At 44.8% G+C, this 19,653-nt stretch carries 20 protein-coding genes; 4 read left to right on the top strand and 16 right to left on the bottom strand.

Annotated elements, in window-relative coordinates; genetic code table 11:
* The first annotated feature begins 12 nt into the window (after positions 1-12).
* Positions 13-888, top strand: coding sequence for a DUF4238 domain-containing protein (locus tag ACPPVU_RS12370; RefSeq protein WP_426672019.1), 876 nt, complete (start codon positions 13-15; stop codon positions 886-888).
* Between the two features lie 46 nt (positions 889-934).
* On the opposite strand, the gene ACPPVU_RS12365 is transcribed toward ACPPVU_RS12370, so the two are convergent.
* The 16 genes from ACPPVU_RS12365 to ACPPVU_RS12290 all read right to left on the bottom strand — a co-directional run bounded on the left by ACPPVU_RS12365 (position 935) and on the right by ACPPVU_RS12290 (position 13,699).
* Complete coding sequence (locus ACPPVU_RS12365; protein WP_426672018.1) at positions 935-1,108, bottom strand: histone H1; 174 nt, start codon at positions 1,106-1,108, stop codon at positions 935-937.
* 75 nt (positions 1,109-1,183) lie between these two features.
* A complete protein-coding gene (locus tag ACPPVU_RS12360) occupies positions 1,184-2,452 on the bottom strand; it encodes a hypothetical protein (RefSeq protein WP_426672017.1) in 1,269 nt (422 codons plus the stop codon).
* 1 nt (position 2,453) lies between these two features.
* Positions 2,454-3,452, bottom strand: a complete 999-nt coding sequence (locus ACPPVU_RS12355; protein WP_426672016.1) for a conjugative transposon protein TraM — start codon at positions 3,450-3,452, stop codon at positions 2,454-2,456.
* A 76-nt stretch (positions 3,453-3,528) separates the two neighbouring features.
* On the bottom strand, positions 3,529-3,753 hold the full coding sequence (locus ACPPVU_RS12350) for a hypothetical protein (RefSeq protein ID WP_426672015.1): 225 nt from the start codon (positions 3,751-3,753) through the stop codon (positions 3,529-3,531).
* Positions 3,750-4,376: a conjugative transposon protein TraK gene (gene traK / locus ACPPVU_RS12345; RefSeq protein WP_426672014.1), complete on the bottom strand. Its 627-nt coding sequence runs from the start codon at positions 4,374-4,376 to the stop codon at positions 3,750-3,752. Before traK ends, ACPPVU_RS12350 begins: the two co-directional genes overlap by 4 nt.
* A gap of 65 nt (positions 4,377-4,441) precedes the next feature.
* Positions 4,442-5,650 (bottom strand): conjugative transposon protein TraJ, encoded by a 1,209-nt coding sequence (traJ, locus tag ACPPVU_RS12340; protein ID WP_426672013.1) that lies wholly within the window; start codon positions 5,648-5,650, stop codon positions 4,442-4,444.
* The gene (locus tag ACPPVU_RS12335) at positions 5,647-6,312 is read right to left on the bottom strand and encodes a TerB family tellurite resistance protein (protein ID WP_426672012.1); all 666 of its coding nucleotides are present in this window, start codon (positions 6,310-6,312) and stop codon (positions 5,647-5,649) included. Before ACPPVU_RS12335 ends, traJ begins: the two co-directional genes overlap by 4 nt.
* The gene (locus ACPPVU_RS12330) at positions 6,299-6,979 is read right to left on the bottom strand and encodes a hypothetical protein (protein WP_426672011.1); all 681 of its coding nucleotides are present in this window, start codon (positions 6,977-6,979) and stop codon (positions 6,299-6,301) included. Before ACPPVU_RS12330 ends, ACPPVU_RS12335 begins: the two co-directional genes overlap by 14 nt.
* Entirely contained in the window at positions 6,966-7,673 is a 708-nt protein-coding gene (locus tag ACPPVU_RS12325; RefSeq protein ID WP_426672010.1) for a conjugal transfer protein TraI, read from the bottom strand. Before ACPPVU_RS12325 ends, ACPPVU_RS12330 begins: the two co-directional genes overlap by 14 nt.
* Before the next feature lie 117 nt (positions 7,674-7,790).
* Positions 7,791-8,162 (bottom strand): hypothetical protein, encoded by a 372-nt coding sequence (locus tag ACPPVU_RS12320; protein WP_373011334.1) that lies wholly within the window; start codon positions 8,160-8,162, stop codon positions 7,791-7,793.
* A gap of 51 nt (positions 8,163-8,213) precedes the next feature.
* On the bottom strand, positions 8,214-10,676 hold the full coding sequence (locus ACPPVU_RS12315; RefSeq protein ID WP_426672009.1) for a TraG family conjugative transposon ATPase: 2,463 nt from the start codon (positions 10,674-10,676) through the stop codon (positions 8,214-8,216).
* 1 nt (position 10,677) lies between these two features.
* Entirely contained in the window at positions 10,678-10,995 is a 318-nt protein-coding gene (locus ACPPVU_RS12310) for a DUF4133 domain-containing protein (RefSeq protein WP_426672008.1), read from the bottom strand.
* A 12-nt stretch (positions 10,996-11,007) separates the two neighbouring features.
* Positions 11,008-11,286 (bottom strand): DUF4134 domain-containing protein, encoded by a 279-nt coding sequence (locus ACPPVU_RS12305; protein WP_373011566.1) that lies wholly within the window; start codon positions 11,284-11,286, stop codon positions 11,008-11,010.
* Positions 11,287-11,412: 126 nt separating this feature from the next.
* On the bottom strand, positions 11,413-12,006 hold the full coding sequence (locus ACPPVU_RS12300; RefSeq protein ID WP_426672007.1) for a hypothetical protein: 594 nt from the start codon (positions 12,004-12,006) through the stop codon (positions 11,413-11,415).
* Between the two features lie 112 nt (positions 12,007-12,118).
* Positions 12,119-13,003, bottom strand: coding sequence for an RteC domain-containing protein (locus ACPPVU_RS12295; protein ID WP_426672006.1), 885 nt, complete (start codon positions 13,001-13,003; stop codon positions 12,119-12,121).
* Positions 13,004-13,306: 303 nt separating this feature from the next.
* Positions 13,307-13,699 carry a hypothetical protein gene (locus ACPPVU_RS12290; RefSeq protein WP_426672005.1) on the bottom strand — a complete coding sequence of 131 codons (393 nt, stop codon included), beginning with the start codon at positions 13,697-13,699 and terminating at the stop codon, positions 13,307-13,309.
* Positions 13,700-14,177: 478 nt separating this feature from the next.
* On the opposite strand from ACPPVU_RS12290, the gene ACPPVU_RS12285 reads away from it, so the two are divergent.
* From ACPPVU_RS12285 to ACPPVU_RS12275, 3 genes are all read left to right on the top strand, one after another.
* Positions 14,178-14,777 (top strand): RNA polymerase sigma factor, encoded by a 600-nt coding sequence (locus ACPPVU_RS12285; RefSeq protein ID WP_426672004.1) that lies wholly within the window; start codon positions 14,178-14,180, stop codon positions 14,775-14,777.
* 79 nt (positions 14,778-14,856) lie between these two features.
* Positions 14,857-15,903, top strand: a complete 1,047-nt coding sequence (locus tag ACPPVU_RS12280) for a FecR family protein (protein WP_426672003.1) — start codon at positions 14,857-14,859, stop codon at positions 15,901-15,903.
* 201 nt (positions 15,904-16,104) lie between these two features.
* Positions 16,105-19,641 (top strand): SusC/RagA family TonB-linked outer membrane protein, encoded by a 3,537-nt coding sequence (locus ACPPVU_RS12275; RefSeq protein ID WP_426672002.1) that lies wholly within the window; start codon positions 16,105-16,107, stop codon positions 19,639-19,641.
* Positions 19,642-19,653: the final 12 nt, after the last annotated feature.

Below are 19,653 nucleotides of genomic sequence, written 5' to 3'. Positions count from 1 at the left end.
AATCTTTGATTTATGGAGCCACATAATCAAGACCAACATAAAATACCCCAAGTGTATTTAAAAAAGTTTGGTTATTTGAATGATAACAACCAGTGGAAAGTGTCTGTATTAAGTCGAACCGAGAATTTCAGCCGGGAAAAAAGTATAGGAAGCTTTACCATCGCGGCGAATGTTTTTGATATTGACAGCGATGACCCTCGTATCATAAGAATGTTTGAAAAGCTGAACGGGGAGCTTGAAAATGAATATAATACAATTATAGCCGAATTGCAAAACGCGGGAACGTTAAGCGATAATTCATATGCCTACTTACTTCAATTGATAGGGAACCTTATCGTCCGGTCAGACTATTGGCGCGAAACAATTTCGGATTTGTTGAATACAGATGCACGAGAGACTTTTCTTACGGTGATTATAGCTCATCATACCAAAAGGTATGACGAACTGATGGAATTTAAAAAGCAGGATTTTTTTCAAGTCATGCTACATTCACCGGTCAATGATATAATAAATAAGGCATTATTATTTTTTTTAGATCATTTAATGGAAAGGCTGTGGCATTTTGAAATTGTCATAATTCAGTCCCAAGATGTCAAACCGTGGTGGACCAGTACGAATCCAGTGGTAGTGCACAACCGAACGGCTAAATTTGAATTTTTTGGAAAAGATAGTGAGATATACTTTCCACTATCACCGACGTATTTAGCCTATTTACATTATCCTGGGTCTGGTGATAAAGGAAATCAACTTCGCAGTTTGGAGCACAATACAATCCATCAAGCTAATGATGAACAAAATGCCGAGTTACAGCATTTGATTTTAGATAATTTTGCTGAGTTTGTAATATTTGCCGGCAGAGTGAACATCGCCAGAGGTGACATGGAATAAAAAAAGCCCGATCAATGACCGGGCCTTATGAAAATAAATTGGAGTGTTAAGACTTTTTCTTGTCGGTTACCGCTGTGCGTATTTCCTGCGCAGTTACCTTCAATTGCTGCATCGCGTTACGCAGCCTGGTTCCGGCGGCGTTATTACCGTTGTTGTAAAATTTTTCCGCGTCAGCTTCTGCGGAGGCGATTAGTTCCTTTAATTTTGCGATCTGCTCCATAATAAAATAATGATTTAAAAAGTGAATAATAAATATTTGTTCGTTTTTAAAAAGCCGCAAAGATAAGTTTCCGGTCTATACACTCAAACCGTGTTCCTGTTCTTTTTCTTTGCCTTTTCCTATCTGTAAGGTTTGATCCAATTTCGGCTCCTTTAAGAACTGTTCCCGCTTTTCGGGCTTGCCATCTTCTTTGAAGAAATTTAACTGGCTGTAACGCGGCACGGCTTCCATAAACAGCTTAGTATCCTGTCCCTCTTTAACAGTTGTTACTAATGGACGGTTACCATTCTCCAGGGTTTGAATTAAAGCTTCCTTCTTTTGCGGGTCGTTTAGTTCTTTGATCTGGTATTTATCCAATACTTTTTCCAGTTCAAAACCATAAGTCGGTACATGGTATTGGTTGGTCTGGTAATTCTGATACCGGTCTTTCGGACTGTCCATATCCAGCTTGATCCAGGCAGCATAACCCTGTCCTCCCAGGTTCAGCAGGTCATTGCGAAAAACAGACCGGCCCTGTATCAGGTTAGCGGCCTGCTCTGCGGTAAAGCCCCTGCCTCGCTCAACAAAAAATGTTTGTGTTTGGGCGGGTGTACGGAATGTGCGCTGGAAATCCTTGGCTACATAATTAACCTTGCCTTTTTCCATTTTGGCCAGTTCCACTTTATTGGCTGCATCCTTGCCTACAGCCAACTCACTGTTGCCTTTTTGTTCTTTAAAGAAGCTGATGGCCTCGGTTACATTTTCAAAGGACTTGACCAGGTTCTTGCCCGGTGCCTGCGCATTGGGTGTGATGACCATGTATTTTTGCCCCTCTTCCAAACCCTTGCCTGTATTCAGGGCCACTTCGTACTTGTTAAAAAAATAATTTTCGGACTGGCCCGATTGCCGGAAATGAAGTGTGAGGTCAACCTGCCCCCTGGCGCCGTTGACCTTATCGTTCAGCGTAAATTCCGGTAAGCCTTTCTCGATCTGTTTTTCCATTTCGGCTGCCACTTTATCCTTAAAGCCCAGCTTTTTCAATTCCTCTTTGAGGTTTTCTAAATTGTTTCTGTTCATATCCTGATGATTAGTTAATGAATTCGCTTGTTTTAATTCTTCCAGTAATTGGTCGACGTGCCGGTAGTAAACGGGATATTCATCGCCCCCACCAGGCAGGTACCCTAAACCTGACTTTGCATCCAAATAGTCGAGGGCTTCACCGATGGTGTCAAATAAATCCAGTTGATGCGGTTGAAGATCCATATCTGTGGGCCGCAGTTCAAACACAACGTGATTTAGCCCGACATCCTGGGCATCTTCGAGCATTCCGATAATGATCTGTGCATGTTTGGTTTCCAGCTGCATATCAAGACTTATTAATGCGAAGCAGCACGATTTCACCGCCTTTGAGCTTTACCCGTATTTTCCTGACCTTTTTGCCGAGTAAACCTTTGGCTGCCGAAATGCCCGCTGTCGCTGCCTGTGTGCTCAAACTGTTGTCCATGCTCAAAAACTGCATGCTTTCCAATGCCCCGTTTGCCCCACTGCCCGCCGCCTCGCCCAATTCCGCTTCCGGGGCCGCAATGCCCGCCATCCCGTCCAGCGAAAACATGGTGAGATTGACTGGGATAATCGCGGTGCCTAAGCGGATATTCCTAATATCCAGTAACAAGCGCTGATTGGTGATTGTGCACGAACCGAACACCGTTTGGCCCTTCGGAATAATAATGCCGTTGATCCTGATCGTATCCTGTAAACGCAATTTGACCACGCCGCCCGGCGCGACTTTCTGGCTGCCATCAATTATGGCGGGCAAGGCTTTAAATGCGCTGTCTTTTTCCATCGGCTTATTAATTGGCTGTTGTTCCTTTACTATGGCCGGGTTCTGAATGGCCATGATCTTATCGAGCATAGTGCTGAGCTGCTGCATCTGCGGATCGGGTTCATTTGCCTGCTGTTTTTGCTTCAGCAATTTTTCAAGGCGTTCCAGGTCAGCTGATCTGCTATCGGCATCCACAGCTGACGGCCTGGGTACCGTTGAAGGTTGGCTGATCTGTTTATTGATTTGAGCCAGGCGTTCTTTGATCTTTACTTCGTTATCCAATGCACTATTAGCGGGAGTTGTTGGATGGCGCGAATATTTGGTCGTATCCCATCCTAAAGCGGCAAATGCGCCCGCGGCGGATTTTGATTTTGCCGATGCGGAATCACGTTGCGCCTTGTCATACACCGTCATTTTGTTTTTGGCATCGTCTTTTTGCAATTGAGGGCCAGGTAACTGGGTATTGATCCCTTTATTAATTAATTCCGCTTGGGCATTTGTTTCGCCCTTGCCGCCGCCGAGCGCGTAGAAGCCTAATGCCATAAATGGCAGGACTAATAGCGGCAGAAAGAGCAGCATTTTTCGTTTCCGTTCTTCTTGTGTTGTCATATCTTGTTGGTTAAAAGTGAATAATAGCGTTCAGGAGCAGTAGCAAACAGCAACCGCCGAATAGCAGGCAGAACAGGGCTAAAGCAATGATCTTCGAGCTGCGGTTCCAGTATTGTGTCTTCCTACTCAGGTAAGCTGCCGCTTTTCTTTGCTTCCGCTCGACAGACCACCTGAGCTGTACGCTAAAGGCGCTTTCCACGCGGTTGCCTGTTTTTCTTTTTCTGAATAAGCTCATGGCGTGTTCTTTTTTTCCTGTTCATCATTGTTTTGCAGTATTTCCCAACCCTGTATCAGAAAGCCGTGCGGGTTATTATCAGTTTCGGTTTTCAGGTCGCTGACTTTTCCTTTTGTGATGAGTTTACGGGTTACCGTACTGCTGGCCCTGACCAATTTTTCAGTAGCGTAACAGGTAAAGCCGTAGGGATATGTGTCCAGGTCTAAGCGAATACTATCTATGTTTACCTGTTGGTTGATATTGCCGGAGATCAGGTTATTAAAATACCCCGCCTCTTTTAAATTATCATAAGCGCTCTTGGCACTCCCATCAGCCAAATACAAAGCTTTGGTAACCGTAGCGTCGATCTGTTTATCATCCGGCACCAGGGTAAAAAAGTCCTCGTGAAAAGTCCTGATATGGTCGCGCAATTCTACCGGGAGGTTCGTTTTACGGTCGGACGCGATAGCTTCCAGCACTTTACCATTGTACAGGATATGTACGCGGTTCTGCGCTTTATTGACGATATCATAGCTTTTATAGATACAAAAGCATAGGGTTACCATATTTGCCAGCAACAGAAAAATGCTGAAAAGCTTGATGTGCTTAAACGCGGTGTCTATATTTTTGAATTGTTGAAACATAAGGCGGCCCCCTCTAAATCTCCCCGGTAGGGGAGACTTATGTTAATAGTGATTAATTGAGTTAATTATGATTTACCAGAAAGACGATCCTTTTGATGACTATTGTTTCCCGCACTGTTCCAGCCATCCATAAAGTCGCGCGGCATGTTCAGGATATTGCTGCGGGCCTGTTCCGCACGGTCGCCTATTGCCGCCGCCGCACCTGGTGCCATGCTGACCGTACTGGCGGCCACGCTTGTTACTTTATTTAGCAGGCCATTACCGCCATGCGCATGGATCACATAATTGGCTACGCTCGGCACCGAGAAATAACCTACGATGCCAATACAGAGAAAGATCAGGTAACAGGTATCGGTCGGGCTGAAGAAAGTATCGCCTGCGCTCTGTATCTGGCTAATATCCAGTTTGATCATTTGCTGCTGTACCTGCCCGATGATACTGCCGAATATATTGGCGATAGGCAGCCATAAAAAGATATTAATGTACCTCGCTATCCATTGCTGCAGGGAATGCTGTAAGCCGTCGAAGACAGCAAAGCCGAATACCAGCGGTCCCAATATGGCCAAAACGATCAGGTAAAAAGTACGTAAAGTATTGATGCAAAGAATAGCCGCCGCATAAACCACCTGCAAAATTTCAGACATCCATTGCTTAATGTTGTTCTTGAAATTGTACTGCATTTTATCCATCCAGAATTTTACATCGTTCCCTAAACCGGAAAATGTGCCCTCGTTCTGGTCGTTGGGATCGTCGGGGTGCGTATATTTATACCACTTGTCCCGGTCGCCGTTGCCATCATCGCCCACATACATCTGGTAGCTCGAACTATTTTTGATCGCGTCCTGCTTTTGGTTGAGTAAAAGCGCTATCGAGTTATCCGAATTGGTGACCATCGCGCCGGTTGCCGATACGATGGGCTGCATCACCCCGTTCATCAGCGAGATGACCATTGGAAACAGCATGATCGCCATGCCCAGGGCGAATGGGCGCAACAGCGGATAGAAATCGAGCGGCTCCGCCTGCGCGATCTGCCGCCATACCCGCGAGGCGATATACCACAAGGCCGCAAACCCCGCTATGCCCCGCGCGGCATCTATGAGATTACTGCACATCGGGATCATTTGGTTATACACATTATCCAGTACCGGCTGCATTCCTTTTAAGCTGCTGGTAATATCCTGTGCCTGGCTTAAATAGGGCAAAAGCAGCAAAACCATTAAGCCCCTCAGCCCCCTGAAGGGGAAGCTTTTGAATCGTGTTTTTAATTTTTTCATGGGTATAAGCTTTTTAAGTTATTGACCTCGTTCTGTTCCTGTTGCCGCTGTAAAAGCAGGACATGGGCGTGCCTGTTAAAATCCCGCAGAAAACTTAGCTTGTCATTGCTGGAGGCATAAATGCGGTCGATAGCCGACAGGCGTTCATCATCCGACATTCGCAATTTGGAAGCGGTCAGGATATTGGCCAGGTCGTTCACATCATTCAAAGCAGCGCTGGTCAGCTGTGCATAAACCCTGGCCAAATAATCCAGTTCTCCGGCATTAAAACTTCCGCTGCTTTGAAACTGGCGGTGGGCTTTTTTGTATTCAGACAGGATGCTGGCCTCGTCTGCAATAATATCCGCTACCCGTGCGTATTTCGCGACTTCGGGATTGACCTGTAACAAGCCGTCCAAAAAGACGGAATGCAGGTTGAAATTACCCTGCGACAGGTTTTTGACCTGCTGGTAACCTTGCGTAAGGATGGAATATCCCTGCTGCATATCTGATAAGATGGCTTTGAATTGCGTTAGTTTTTCAATATCGAAGATCAGTTGCATCATATCCTGGTCCTGTGCCTTTGAAGGCTGAAAGCTAAAGGCGCAAAGCATAAAGCAAATAAGCCCCACCCAAACCCTCCCCGGCAGGTAGCACTTTAAAAGTCCTTTAATTGATCTCATAATACCTCCCTAATGATTGTACGCCCTGTAATTCCTGGTTGCGCTGGAGCAATAGCATCCTGACGTTATTACAGAAAGATTGTGTAAAGGCATATTTGTCTTTCACCCTAATATAGATGTGATCCAACCGGTTAATGCGCTCATCATCGCTCATTTGGGCCTCGCCGCTGGTGAGGACTAACTGCAGTTCGGTTAAGTCCTTATCGCATTCAGCCAGTACTTTAGCTTCGACCTGTGCGAAATATTTCCGGTTACCCTCATCCAGGTCGGTCAGGCTGTTCAGGTGGTCAAATTGCCCAGGAATCTGCGCCGCATAGCTGATGATGGTATCTGCTTTGGGATTGTTCTTGATCTCCGGGTTGACGGTTCTTAATGAACTGTAATAAGCCGAATGCAGGCCGTGTTCGTTTTTGATGTATGCGCCAATATTGCCCAGGCCATTCCGCGAGATTTGATAACCCTGTTTGACGTAGGTGCTATATTGCGCTACAGCCGCGATTTGCTGTAACAGGTATTTCATCAGCGTTTCCTTCTGGTTAAACCACTCGCCAAGTGTCTGGGCTTCGCTGCGCTCCGCAGAGCCGAGAAGCAAAAGACAGGAACCAAGACAAAAGATCAAAAGACCTTTCAGTTTTCGCGATTGACCTTTTAACTTATTCGATTCCATAATAGCGTTTTAAAGTTTCTACCTCGTTCGCATCTTTGGCCCGCTGGATACTGAGCACATAATTCTGGTTATTGAATTGCTTCAGGTCGCTGCAATTGGTATCCACCCGGTCGGCAGCCTGATTAACCAGTTCCAGCCGTTTGGCATCGCTCATCTGGGTTTTAAAGGAATTGATGACGACTAAAATTTCATCCAGATTTTTGACGCTCTCCTGTAAAATGCCCGAATAGACCGAAGCCATATACTTCAGCTCATCGGCGGAGAAGTGCTTGTCCGATTTTAACAGGCCCCAGGCGTGGTTGTATTGGCTGACCAAAGCAGCCTGCTTTTCGGTCATGTCCTTAATGCGCTCGTAGTAGGCGATCACGGATTTGACCTGCCACAACTCATTGTAATAGCCGCTGTACAGATCCTTTTGCTTTTGCGACCAGTCTGAAATTTCGTTAAGCTTTAGCTTGGATAGCTGGTTTTCCAGCGCCTTTTGCGCATTCTGCAGCCAGATCGTTTTATTCTGCATCCGCTGTACTTCCAGGTCGATGGCCCGGATCACCCGGCCAACCGTTTCCTGCAATACCTGGTTGACCACGATCTGCGCGTCCGCATCTTTGGGTAAGGATACAAAGATCGTAACCGCAGACATTGGTAAAATGACCATATACTTTTTCATAATGTCTTTGATTATTCGTGTTATCATTGTTTTATTGGTGCTCATGAGTTCGTTAATGCCTGGTTTTTGACACAATAGCATCCTTTACACTATCATCGACAATGTTTAATGCTTATTGGTGAATGGTTTTGTTAATTGATCCGCCTACAGCTTCCAGTAGGTATTGCTGCCGATAAAAAGCTTGTTCTGATCGGGCTGGAAGATGAGCGTCGTCTCATTTTGCATGAGCTGCATGACCTGTTTAACCGGGTCCCAGTTACCTGTTAAATGTTTAATGTTGTGTTTCGCCGGGTATAGCTTGCCGTCCCCGATCCTGCGGTAACCGGTTTTGCGTGTGATCAGATAGATATAATCCGTGTTCACGGCTTTGGTGATGACCAACGTGTCATTCGCCACACTGAACTCGCTTTGCGACTGGTTCACATAGGTGCCGGGTATGAAATCACTGCCGCTGTTACTCTTGCAGGCTGCCACCAGTAAAATGGCACCAACCATCAGTTTAAATGTTGCTTTCATAGTTTTAATTGTTATTTCATTTTTATTCGGTAGTTTTTATGGTTAAAGCCCTCATGATTTGTTGCGCAGTTCCGTCGCCAGTATCGCGATGCCTTTCCGGATGCTGCCATATTTCTTAGCGTATTGTTGTACTTTTACTTTTTCGCTTTCTTCGGTCGTATAGGCCAGGTATTCTTCCAGGCTGACCTCTGTGCGGTAGACTTTGGAGAGTTGCCCCAGGGAAATGAATACTTCCTTGTATTTGCGCCTGGGATCATTGGCCCGGTTCATGGAAAGTATCAATGCCTTTTCCTTTTCAGTCAAGCCCAACAATTCCTGAATTGCGTCGAACTTGTTTTGGTACTTGCTTTGGTCAAGCAGTATCTTGCAATCGCTGTTATTGATGATCGCCTGTTTTACTACCGGGCTGCTGATAATGTCCTCGACCTCCTGGGTAACAACAATAGCCTCGCCGAAGAATTTCCTGACCGTCTTAAACAGGTATTTGATGTACTCGGCCATACCATCTTTGGCAATAGCTTTCCAGCATTCTTCAATAAGCAAAACTTTTCTAATGCCTTTTAGCTTGCGCATCTTGCTGATGAACATTTCCATTAAAACCAGCGTAACGACCGGGAATAAAATAGGATGGTCCTTGATGTTGTCTAACTCTATGACAATAAAGGGCTGGTTCAGCAGGTCAAGGTTCTCGCTGGCATTCAGCAGGTAGTCAAATTCGCCGCCGCGGTAATAAGGATTGAGTACATACAGAAAATTCCCGATGTCAAAATCTTTCTCCTTAACTTTTCCGTCTTCCAGCACCTGCATATATTCTTCCATCAGGTACTCGTAAAAAGTATTAAAGCAGGGAAACAGATCGGGCCGTTTGGCCAATTGATCAAAATACCCGGTTAATGCATTGGATAGAGCCACGTACTCGCTGCGCTTAAAGCTTTCATCATCTTTTTTCCAAAGGGCTAAAAGCAGCGTTTTGATACTTTCCTTCTTTTCGGTATCCAGTGCATCGCCGTCGGATAAATAGAAAGGATTGAATTTGATCGGGTCGCTTTCCGAATAGGTAAAATAATAGCCGCCCACCAGGTCGCATAGGCCTTTATAGCTATGGCCCACATCCACCAATACCACATGTGCGCCTTGTTCGTAGTAGCTACGGATCATATGGTTGGTGAAAAAGGATTTACCCGAGCCGCTCGGCCCTAAGATGAATTTGTTACGGTTGGTGGTGTAACCTAACTTCATCGGTTCATCGGATATATCCACATGAACCGGCTTGCCGGTCAGCCGGTCGCCCATCCGCATTCCGAAAGGACTGATACTGCTGCGGTAATTGGCTTCGAGATTAAAAAAGCAGGCGGCCTGTTCAATGAAGGTATCAAACGTATCATTCATGGGAAAATCGGCTTCATTGCCAGGCATTCCGGCGAACCAGATCTGCGCTGCGCCGTCTGTTTCCTGCCTGGCAGTGGCATCCATTTGCGCCATCGCAGAGGACACCAGGTTTTTCAGGTCTTTAATCTTGTTTTCATCATCCGACCAGGCCAGTACGTTTACATGTGCCTTAACGGGTAAGCGCTGCTGCCCGATAGCCTCGTTTAAAAAATCGTTGACAGCGTCACGGCTGATCGCGTTTTCCCTCGAATAGCCGGATAGCGACTGCAACCTTAGCTTTTTAGCTTCCAGGCGCTTGATGGTTTGTTGCCCGTCTTCAATAAAGATATACTGGTTTAGAATATGATTGCAGGGTAACAATTGGCCCAAAGGCGAGGCGAAGCCAATACTGAATTTGCTGCGGTCGGTACTGTACCTGTCATAATTGATACGGCTGCCGCAAAGGGCGGGCAGATCTTCCGCATCGGCTAACGTATACAGTTCACAATGATTTTTACCAACCCTGATCTGGTCTTTAATGTGGATATCCTGTAGCACAGGCCTTTGCCCGGGAGTACTTAAAAAGCAGTAGCGCTCAATAATACCGGCCTGTTCCGCGGTTCCGGCCAGTTCATCATCGTTCAGACGGTTTAACGTCACGAAGCCGCTGTCCTTCAATATCCTCGCGAATTGTCCAGCGCTGTCCATAAAATCCTTAACCAAAACCGGGTTAATGGTTTGCTGTGGTACAATACTCTTACGCAGGATATTGCTGTAAGCTGAACTACCCAATTTTCTGTCTTTCGGTTTTTGGGATAGGAAGATATAGCAATGATGCTCCAGGTATTCCCGTTCATTAAAGAACTGTTCGCTGGAACGGGAGAGGAAACTTTTACCAGCCTTTTCAAAATCGGCTTTAAAGCTGCCTTCTGTAAACCAATCCTGTTTATGAAAAATGGTGCCTTGCGGCAATAAGCGGATCGCCTTCACCCAGGCCTGGTGGTAAGCCTCGTAATCCCGGTCAGACAGCGTAAAGATTTCCGGCAGGGTCACTTGGTAGGCGAAGCTAATGTCACCATACGCGGACAGGATCGTGCCGTTTTCGACTTTGGTTAAGGGCAATATTTTTTCGATGTCTATTCCCATGTTATGCTTGCTTCAGATTGATGAATAATTTCCTCGACCGGAATTTGAGGTATACCGGCAATTGTTTTTTGGCCAGGTATTTAGCCAGCCCGTGCTCACCAAAGCGGTGGCTTAAGCGGAATACGCCTATAAATAAAGCGGTTCCTGTTCCGAATATGGTGGGCAGTATGATCCACAGGCTTAGTCCGCAGATATATAATACCGCGAAACCGATCAGCAAAACCACTAACCCTACGGCCAGGTAAGCGATGTATTGCGCTTTTAACCCCTTGAAAACTATCGGTTTCGATACGCCTTTATTGATGTGATATACGCTCATAACCTAATCGATTTACAGTCCGAAAAATGATTTGAGTACTGTGGCGACAACGACTAAGAACACGCAGGAACCGAACCAGGCGGCAGCTACCTTGTTGGTGTCCGGTTCCCCGGCGTTCCACTTATTGAAAACTTTAATGGCGCCTATGATCCCGACAACCGCACCAATGGCATACATCAGGTTACAGCCGGAATCGAAATATCCTTTAACCTGGGTAGTGGCTGAATTGATACCAGAGTTGCCGTCCTGACCGAAGCAATAATTGATCGTCACCAATAAGGCCGCGAACATTAAGGTTTTGAGCAGGGCCTGTTGTTTTGGCGTATAGGGAATATGGCTTATGAAAAGGGATTTCACTGATTTGAGTTTAGATTTCAGAGATTTTAACATGATTGAAAGCGTTTTTGCGATTAATAATTAGTTCCACAAATTGTCGAGTTCTTCATCTGATATCGGGAAAAGCAGATTGTCCCGGATGAAGTCGTTTAGTGCCTGCTGGCTGGATGTGCCTTTGATATCCGGATATTTCGAGCTAACCAGGCCAAATAGGGAAATAAAATCCTGTTTGTTGCCTTGCTCTGTTTCCAGAATATGAAAGATACTTTTCAATTCCTCCAGCACATCAGGTACTACGCTTTGCTGTCGCTGTCGCCCTTCGTCAGTGTTCTCGTTTTCAAAATGCTCGTTCCGGTTTTTCCCGTCGCTCTGCTGGCGCTCTTCTTCATCACCTGCCGGTGGAGCGAAACCAAACTGCGCCATGCTTAACCTTGACATACCTTCGGGCAATGCAGGTTTGCCCATCAGGTCTTCTTCTTCCGTTGAAAACTCCTCATCCCAATCTTCGTCCCAGGCATGCGCCAAAGGTTCCGCTGGTCTTTCCGGCTTAGGCTTGCCGCTTAGAAATTCCTTTACCTGCTTCCTGTAAAAAAGCAGGATAATGGCCCCGTACCAAATCAGGCTGAGGATCAGCGCAGCCACTAAAAACTGCTGCCAGGTGAAATGCTGTAACATAATATTTCGCTTTAGCCCTGCCGCTCCATTACGGCAGGATTTACAAAGGCAAAGTTTGTCATGTCCGCAATTTTTGGCTCGCAAGGCTTTCGGTACATGCGAACGATTTATTTTAAATGCCTGATTTATAGTTTGTTTTCCGGGGCTTTTTCAATGCCAGGTCATCGTCAACACGCTTGTGAATAGATTCCCGCATCTGTTCGATGTAACGGGTAGGGCTGGTTGATTTCCTATTCCTGATGTCCAGAAAATCACGGTATGTCCTGGACAGGTCGATCTGCAAATGCCTTTCCATAAAGCGGATGATCGCCGAAATATCGGCATTGCCATTATTGAGCTGCCCTGTAAAATACAGCCCGTAAATCACCTCGACGAGGTTGATCTTGTCACCGGTCCATTTCAGTTCCGGCGTTACTTTTTCCTCAGAAGGCATGTTGCTTAGCGATGGGTCTAGCTTTGCAAGCGCTTTAAGTAAATAGTCCTGTAGAAGTTCATAGGCTATGATTTTAGAAAACAGGTAATCGCAACTGGTTGAAAATTCAGGATCAGGTTCCGGTACTTCCGGTATCAGCACACTTTGCACCTCCACACCCCGGACAAAATAGAGTTCGTCAAGTTCGGTCGCGCCTAAGCGGTAATACTGGTAATGGAAATAGATGTGCTGAAAAAAGCGCTGCACCGATTTCAGTTCGTCCGTGTAAAAGTTCTTCAGTGTTTGAGAATCCCCCGCAGGGATGCTCGTTTCAATGTTATACTTTTCCAAGTAATAGATCCGCAGGGAGTAGAAGAGCGGTTTAATATGCTTGAAAAAATGGATCTGTTCGGCCTTATCCTTAAAAGGATTTTGTTTGAGATGATCCTTTAGTTCTTTCAGGGCTGAACGGATGGCTCTTAAGATCGCAGCCAGTATCTTGAAGGGACCCGTTTCCTCTACGCTGATTTTTTCGATCTCACCCCTAAGCTGTATTAACAGCTTTTCGCTAAATTTCACTAACATAAAAAATAGGTTAAATGATTCCTGCTGTCTACCGGTTATCCGGCTACCCCAACCATACAGGAGATGCGTAGAGATTTTGCCATAATGATCTGTTTAAATGGATTAAAAACAGAGCTAAATTACAGGAAGGGTAAGCGGTGGTAAATACTCAAATCAGGGAATTGGTATCCCTAAAAAGTGGTAATTTTCATGACAAAGGAGCCTAAATCAAGCTATATCGCCGAAAGAGCAAGATATACGACTGATCCGGCTTACAGATTTGATAATTAAATAAGGGTCAAAACATTAAGGATAATGTTTAAGTTACTTTGTTCTTTTAGCCTTCACTGTTTTATTAGAAACATTGGCTTCATGCAGGGAGATGACCTTTTTCTGGGTTTCGATAATATCTGTTAAATCTTTTAATTTTTCGCCCTTCAAACTCAATTCGCTTTCAAGGTCAAGAATGCGATTCTGAAGTGCCACCATGTCTTTACTGAACATGCTTTTCAATGGTTCCTCATTCAAATAATATAGAAACAAATTCTTATTTAGTAGCCGAGAAAATAAAATCAGCTTATCAATGTCTACTGTTTCTCTTTTATAGATACCGAAGAGTGTTGATTCACTAACGTTAACATATTCAGCAACAATCTTGGCTTTCAGTCCACTTTTTTTAATGAGTTCATGAATGATTTCACCTATAATAACCCCCATATACAAATCTCACAAAAGTGATTTATAGGCTCATGTAATAAGACTACTATATTAAGGAAGTAAATACTACTATATTTTGATAGTTATTTTGAAAAAGTTATATTTGTTAAAGAGAATGAGGTAACACTGTTGATTATAACAGCATTCTCTTTTTGTCTTAATAGCCAATAAAAAGTAGAACAGAAAATTTTTAATTTCGCAGTACTTACGATCTATCAGTAGGACTGCTACGAGCCTCGCCACTAAATCTGGTAAATTTATCCACGCGAGCGTAAGTGAAGCATCCATTCCCTATATTACTATAGGGCTGGTGCTCGCTTATGTTTAATGTGTGGAGCTACTCCGAAAGGAATAGTAGGCTTACCAGAGCCTTGTGACATTAGACTTTGCGGGTTACCGGCCCTATTGTATTTTATGATAAACCGTTTCCTGTTTTCTAAGGCCCGTTATTGAATTTTCAATAAAAGGAGGCAATGGGATGGCTTCAGATAACGAAAACCTTAAACTTCTAATTCAACAACTTCAAACTGGAAGTGAAAAAGCGTTCACTGCATTGTACGATAAGTATAGTACGCAACTTTATAGAAATATCCTCCGCTTAGTTAAAGATGATGACATCGCGCAGGAGTTGTTGCAGGATCTGTTCTTGAAAATTTGGGAAAGCAGACAATACATTAAAATTGAAGGCTCATTCAAATCATTCCTATATAAGGTAGCTGAAAATCTTGTTTATGCCCATTTCCGCAAAATCGCTAAGGACAATCGCCTTATTGCTAAATTAATTATATCCTATGATGATTTTGAAACTAACGTAGAGGAAACTATTATATCCAGAGAAAATCATGATCTCTTAAAAAAAGCTATTGAAAACCTTTCTCCCCAAAGAAAACAGATCTACACCTTATGTAAATTGGAAGGTAAGAGTTACGAGGAAGTGAGTAACGAATTAGGGATTTCGACATCTACTGTCAGAAATCAGATCGTCAAAGCCAATAAATCTATCAAGCAATATTTCACCCTAAACCAGGACATGGTTATAGTCCTTCTGGCCTCACAAATTCTTAGACACTTGAAATAATTTACTATGCCTTTAATAAAAAAATCCTAATCAATAGACCATTATTCATTTTACTCCATGATAGGGTAAAAAGAACGACTTGAACAACCAATTACCCATAGCAGACCTTTTTGTAAGGTATCTCGAAAACAATTGTACTGCCGATGAGGTCAGGCAGTTGTTGAAGTACTTTGACAGCGGCGAAAACGAAGAAGTACTCAGGGCGCTTATACAGGCCGAATTAGGATTTACAGACCAAAGCAAAGAAACCACAAAAAGAACCGAAGCCGCCATCGCAAAGGTAAGATCAATTATACTTCAGGAAATAAAGGACAATCAGGAACAAGAGCCGCAGTATACTAAGCCAGCTAAATCATTCACTATGAATACCTGGTTAAAAGCTTGTGCGGCCTTGCTGATATTTGGATGTTCAGCCCTTGTGTACTGGCATATTGGTCAAAAAGCATATCAAAAGCAACAGCTAAAACAAGCAGTTACCCAACCTGGGAAGCGCAAACTACTTCAACTATTTGACGGCACAAAAATATGGCTTTGTCCCTCCAGTTCGCTACAATATCCGGATCAGTTAACAGGTAATTATCGCGAGGTAAAACTGGAAGGCGAAGCTTTTTTTGAAGTAGCAAAAGATAAGGTACACCCTTTTATTATTCATAGCGGTAGGATGCAAACACAGGTTGTCGGCACCTCGTTTAATATCCAAGCTTACAAAAAGCAGGATAAATTATCGGTGACCGTTGTTACCGGCATTGTCAAAGTCACCGCCAGTGCGTCCGGATCACCTGCAGCGCAAGTAATGCTCAAACCCAATCAACGGGCCTTATTTAATCCACGGACAGGATCGTTAACCGGAGAGAACTACCCTGATGCACAGCAAATGCTGAAACGGAAGGATGGCATTTTAAGCTATAACGGAACACCGATACAAAAAGTAGTAGCGGACTTTCGCCTGTTTTATAACCTCTCTATTGAAATACAAAACAGTTCAACCAGTTGTCTATGTTACGGCGAATTCAATACCAACAGACCGGTAAATATCGTGCTCGAACAACTGGCTGCGGCAATAAATGGGAAAGTGATCTTCGAAAAGGACAGATACATATTGAAAGGAGGATGTGATGAACGATGACAGCTTAGGAATTAACCGATAAGCGGATCAGCCCGAAAAGCGGGCGGAACTACCTTGAATTTTTTAACAAAAAAACACTGCAATGAAGACAAAAAATTGCTTTACGGCCATGCTATTGCCCATTCCGAACAGTTTTGACTAGCCAAGCCCTAATGCGCTACTTAATCTAATTTATTCTTTAACCCCCAATCAAATAACACTATGCCAAAACGTTTACGAAACCTAAGAAAGACCAGGCTGCTCATAATGCTCTTTCCTGTACTCTGCGGTATTCTTTCTTTTACCGTTGCGCAGGCCGAATCCCAGGGCCTGGAAAAAAAGATCAGTATCAGCATTGAGAAAAAAACGCTGAAGGAAGCCCTTGACCAGATCGCCGCCAAAGCTTCCGTGGCGATCATTTACAGCAATTCAAAGGAACTGATCAACAGCACGGTCAGCCTGCACGTTAAAAACGAACCCCTAAAACAGGTGCTGGACAAATTACTGGCGCCCTATCCCTTAGCCTACAAACTGATCGACGATAAAATTGTGATCGTTTATGACGGTTCAAAACTAAACCGCCCGGCCCCTGAAAAGGTCAAAGCATCTCCACACCCGGTAAAAGGAAAGGTAACCGATCATAACGGTTCAGCACTTCAGGGCGCTACTGTCAGGATCAAAGACGAAAAGGCACTAACCATTACCAATGAAAAAGGCGAATTTGCATTTGATGACGTTCCCCTTAATTCCGTTTTACAGGTTTCCTTTATCGGCTATAAAACCCGGGAACTCAAAATAGCAGCCAATCAGGATTATCTAACCATTGTTTTAGAAGAAGATAAATCCAGTTTAAATACAGTGAGTATTGTTTCAACCGGCTATCAGACCCTGCCCAAAGAAAGAGCAACCGGCTCTTTTGCACAACCGGTCAAGGAAATGTATGATGCCAGGGTATCGACCGATGTGATCACCCGGTTAAACGGTATTACCAGCGGCTTGCTTTTTAACGGCAATACAACCGCAACACAAAACGGGCAGCTTGATATCAATATCCGTGGCCGGAGCACCATTTTTGGGAACGACCAGCCTTTGATCGTCATCGACAATTTTCCCTACAGCGGCGACATCAATAACATTAACCCGAATGACGTGCAAAGTATCACCGTTTTAAAGGATGCGGCGGCGGCTTCCATCTGGGGCGTACGGGCCGGTAACGGGGTCATTGTCATCACCACCAAAAAGGGGAGATTAAACAGGCCCTTGCAAGTTTCCCTGAACTCCAATATTACGGTCGGCCAAAAGCCTGACCTGAAATACAACCCCAATTACATGGGCACATCTGACTACATCGATGTGGAACAATACCTGTTTAAAAACGGCAGGTACGATAATGATCTGAACAATACCGCTACCTATCCTTTCATTTCCCCTGTAGTCGAGATTCTGAACCAGGAAAGATCCGCCGCCCTTTCAACGGCCGATGCGCAAACCCGGATCAATGCACTGCGAAATAAGAGCGTGTTAACTGACGTATCGAAATACCTCTATCAAAATTCCGTAAAGCAGCAATACGCCCTAAGCCTGAACGGAGGCGATGATAAAACATCCTACTACCTTTCTGCCGGGTACGACAAAAATCTCCAGAGTCAAAAGGACAATGACTTTAGCCGGATGACACTCAATTCCAATCTTACCTTCCGACCCCTCAAAGACCTGGAGATTGGAACGACACTGAATTATATTCAATCCGTCACGAATTCAGACAATACGGCTTCCAATACACTTTCAGGTACTATTTACCCCTATGCCCAATTAGCCGACAGCCATGGTGCCCCCTTTAACATTACCCACCTGTACGGGGCTGGCTTTGTGCAGTCGGCCCCGTCTCTCGGCTACCTGGACTGGACTTACGCCCCCCTAAAGGAACTGGGCTTAGCCGGGATAAGCACCAAAGGCAATGACATCCGAATATCCCCTAACATTAAATACAGCATTATCGACGGCCTGAGCATTGAAGCCAAATATCAATATGAGCAGTACAGCACCAATTACCGGAATTATCAAAGCCAGCAAACCTTTTATACCAGGAATGTCATTAACCAGTATTCGGTAATTGATAATACAGGTGTGGTCACCGGCTACAACATTCCTTTGGGCGGCATTCTCAATGAATCCCTGACCACCGTAAAGGCTTACAATATCCGTGGCCAGATCAGCTATTCAAAGGCATGGGCCAAAAGCGCCGTTAATGCCATAGCAGGCATTGAACAAAATCAAACGAAAACGGATGGCACCGTCAATTCAACGTTGTATGGCTACGATAACAATACCGGCACCTACGCCAATGTCAATTACGTAGATTACTACCTCCTGAATCCGCAATCGGCTTATGCTACCATCCCCAATAGTGCAAATATTACCGGCTTGCTGGATCGTGTCCGTTCCTATTTTGCCAATGCCTCCTATACCTACAATAATAAATATACGCTGTCGGCAAGCGGGCGTACCGATGGTTCTAATTATTTCGGCGTAGCGACCAATCTAAAATCGGTGCCCTTATGGTCTGTCGGCGGTAAATGGGACATCAGCAGGGAAAGTTTTTACCATTTAGGATGGCTGCCGGAACTGAAGTTACGGGCTACTTATGGTTACAATGGCAATTTGAACCGGAACATTACTGGCATTACAACCTTCCTTTATAATTCAAGTGTGAGCACCTATACCAATCTTCCGCAGGCATCCATATCCAATATCGGTAACCCGGAATTAAGATGGGAGAAAACAGCGATTGCCAATTTCGGTGCCGATTTCGGATTGAAAAATAATGTGATCACCGGAAGCCTTGAGTTTTATATCAAGAATGGCGTTGACATTATCGGTAATGAGTCGGTAGCCCCGAGCGTTGGCGCAACAACGTTTACCGGGAACTTCGCCCATATCAAAGGCAATGGCCTGGATGTTCAGTTGGCCAGCAAAAATATAGATCAGCAATTCAAATGGTTCAGCGTTTTTTTATTGAGTCATGCGATTGATAAAGTGACCAGGTATACCGCCCCGGTTATACCTTCGGCGTTAACCACCGCTGACGGAGCCAGTGGAAATATTTATCCTGTGGTAGATAAACCGGTTTATGGCATCTGGAGCTATCGCTGGGCGGGATTAGATCCCGCAACCGGTGACCCGCAGGGATATCTGAACGGAACGGTCAGTAAGGATTATGCATCATTGATCAACCCCGCATCGGCTAACGATATGGTGTACAGCGGCCCTGCCAGGCCGACCTGGTTTGGCGGATTAAACAACCGCTTTACTTATAAGGGCTTCGAACTGTCGGCCAATATCAGTTATAAGCTGGGATATTACTTCAGACGAAGCGCCCTTAATTATTCAAGTTTGTATAATAACTGGCTTGGCGGCAACCGGGAATTTGCCGCGAGGTGGCAAGTGCCGGGTGACGAAAAACACACCAACGTGCCGTCCATGGTTTACCCGGCAGATCAAACCCGAGATGGCTTTTATCAATATTCCCAGGCAACAGTTGAGAAAGGTGACCATATCCGCCTACAGGATATCAGCCTGAGTTACAGCTTTGATAAGCTCCGGTTTAAAGGCTTGCCCTTCAATAGCCTGCAAGTCTATGCCTATGCCAACAATTTAGGGATAATATGGCGGGCCAATAAACTGAAACTTGACCCGGATTACCCCACAGGCACGCCTTCGCCAAAGACGATCTCCATTGGTTTAAAAACGAATTTTTAACGGATAATCAAT

Origin of the sequence: Mucilaginibacter sp. McL0603, assembly GCF_049992945.1 — a bacterium.
Taxonomy (GTDB): domain Bacteria; phylum Bacteroidota; class Bacteroidia; order Sphingobacteriales; family Sphingobacteriaceae; genus Mucilaginibacter.
Note: the sequence above shows the minus strand (reverse complement) of the source record. Positions and strands in the feature narration are given on the sequence as shown.

Coding starts and splice junctions, on each gene's coding strand:
- ACPPVU_RS12370 (WP_426672019.1), top strand. CDS start 13: ATGGAGCCACATAATCAAGACCAACATAAAATACCCCAAGTGTATTTA.
- ACPPVU_RS12365 (WP_426672018.1), bottom strand. CDS start 1,108: ATGGAGCAGATCGCAAAATTAAAGGAACTAATCGCCTCCGCAGAAGCT.
- ACPPVU_RS12360 (WP_426672017.1), bottom strand. CDS start 2,452: ATGCAGCTGGAAACCAAACATGCACAGATCATTATCGGAATGCTCGAA.
- ACPPVU_RS12355 (WP_426672016.1), bottom strand. CDS start 3,452: ATGGCATTAGGCTTCTACGCGCTCGGCGGCGGCAAGGGCGAAACAAAT.
- ACPPVU_RS12350 (WP_426672015.1), bottom strand. CDS start 3,753: ATGAGCTTATTCAGAAAAAGAAAAACAGGCAACCGCGTGGAAAGCGCC.
- traK (WP_426672014.1), bottom strand. CDS start 4,376: ATGTTTCAACAATTCAAAAATATAGACACCGCGTTTAAGCACATCAAG.
- traJ (WP_426672013.1), bottom strand. CDS start 5,650: ATGAAAAAATTAAAAACACGATTCAAAAGCTTCCCCTTCAGGGGGCTG.
- ACPPVU_RS12335 (WP_426672012.1), bottom strand. CDS start 6,312: ATGAGATCAATTAAAGGACTTTTAAAGTGCTACCTGCCGGGGAGGGTT.
- ACPPVU_RS12330 (WP_426672011.1), bottom strand. CDS start 6,979: ATGGAATCGAATAAGTTAAAAGGTCAATCGCGAAAACTGAAAGGTCTT.
- ACPPVU_RS12325 (WP_426672010.1), bottom strand. CDS start 7,673: ATGATAACACGAATAATCAAAGACATTATGAAAAAGTATATGGTCATT.
- ACPPVU_RS12320 (WP_373011334.1), bottom strand. CDS start 8,162: ATGAAAGCAACATTTAAACTGATGGTTGGTGCCATTTTACTGGTGGCA.
- ACPPVU_RS12315 (WP_426672009.1), bottom strand. CDS start 10,676: ATGGGAATAGACATCGAAAAAATATTGCCCTTAACCAAAGTCGAAAAC.
- ACPPVU_RS12310 (WP_426672008.1), bottom strand. CDS start 10,995: ATGAGCGTATATCACATCAATAAAGGCGTATCGAAACCGATAGTTTTC.
- ACPPVU_RS12305 (WP_373011566.1), bottom strand. CDS start 11,286: ATGTTCGCGGCCTTATTGGTGACGATCAATTATTGCTTCGGTCAGGAC.
- ACPPVU_RS12300 (WP_426672007.1), bottom strand. CDS start 12,006: ATGTTACAGCATTTCACCTGGCAGCAGTTTTTAGTGGCTGCGCTGATC.
- ACPPVU_RS12295 (WP_426672006.1), bottom strand. CDS start 13,003: ATGTTAGTGAAATTTAGCGAAAAGCTGTTAATACAGCTTAGGGGTGAG.
- ACPPVU_RS12290 (WP_426672005.1), bottom strand. CDS start 13,699: ATGGGGGTTATTATAGGTGAAATCATTCATGAACTCATTAAAAAAAGT.
- ACPPVU_RS12285 (WP_426672004.1), top strand. CDS start 14,178: ATGGCTTCAGATAACGAAAACCTTAAACTTCTAATTCAACAACTTCAA.
- ACPPVU_RS12275 (WP_426672002.1), top strand. CDS start 16,105: ATGCCAAAACGTTTACGAAACCTAAGAAAGACCAGGCTGCTCATAATG.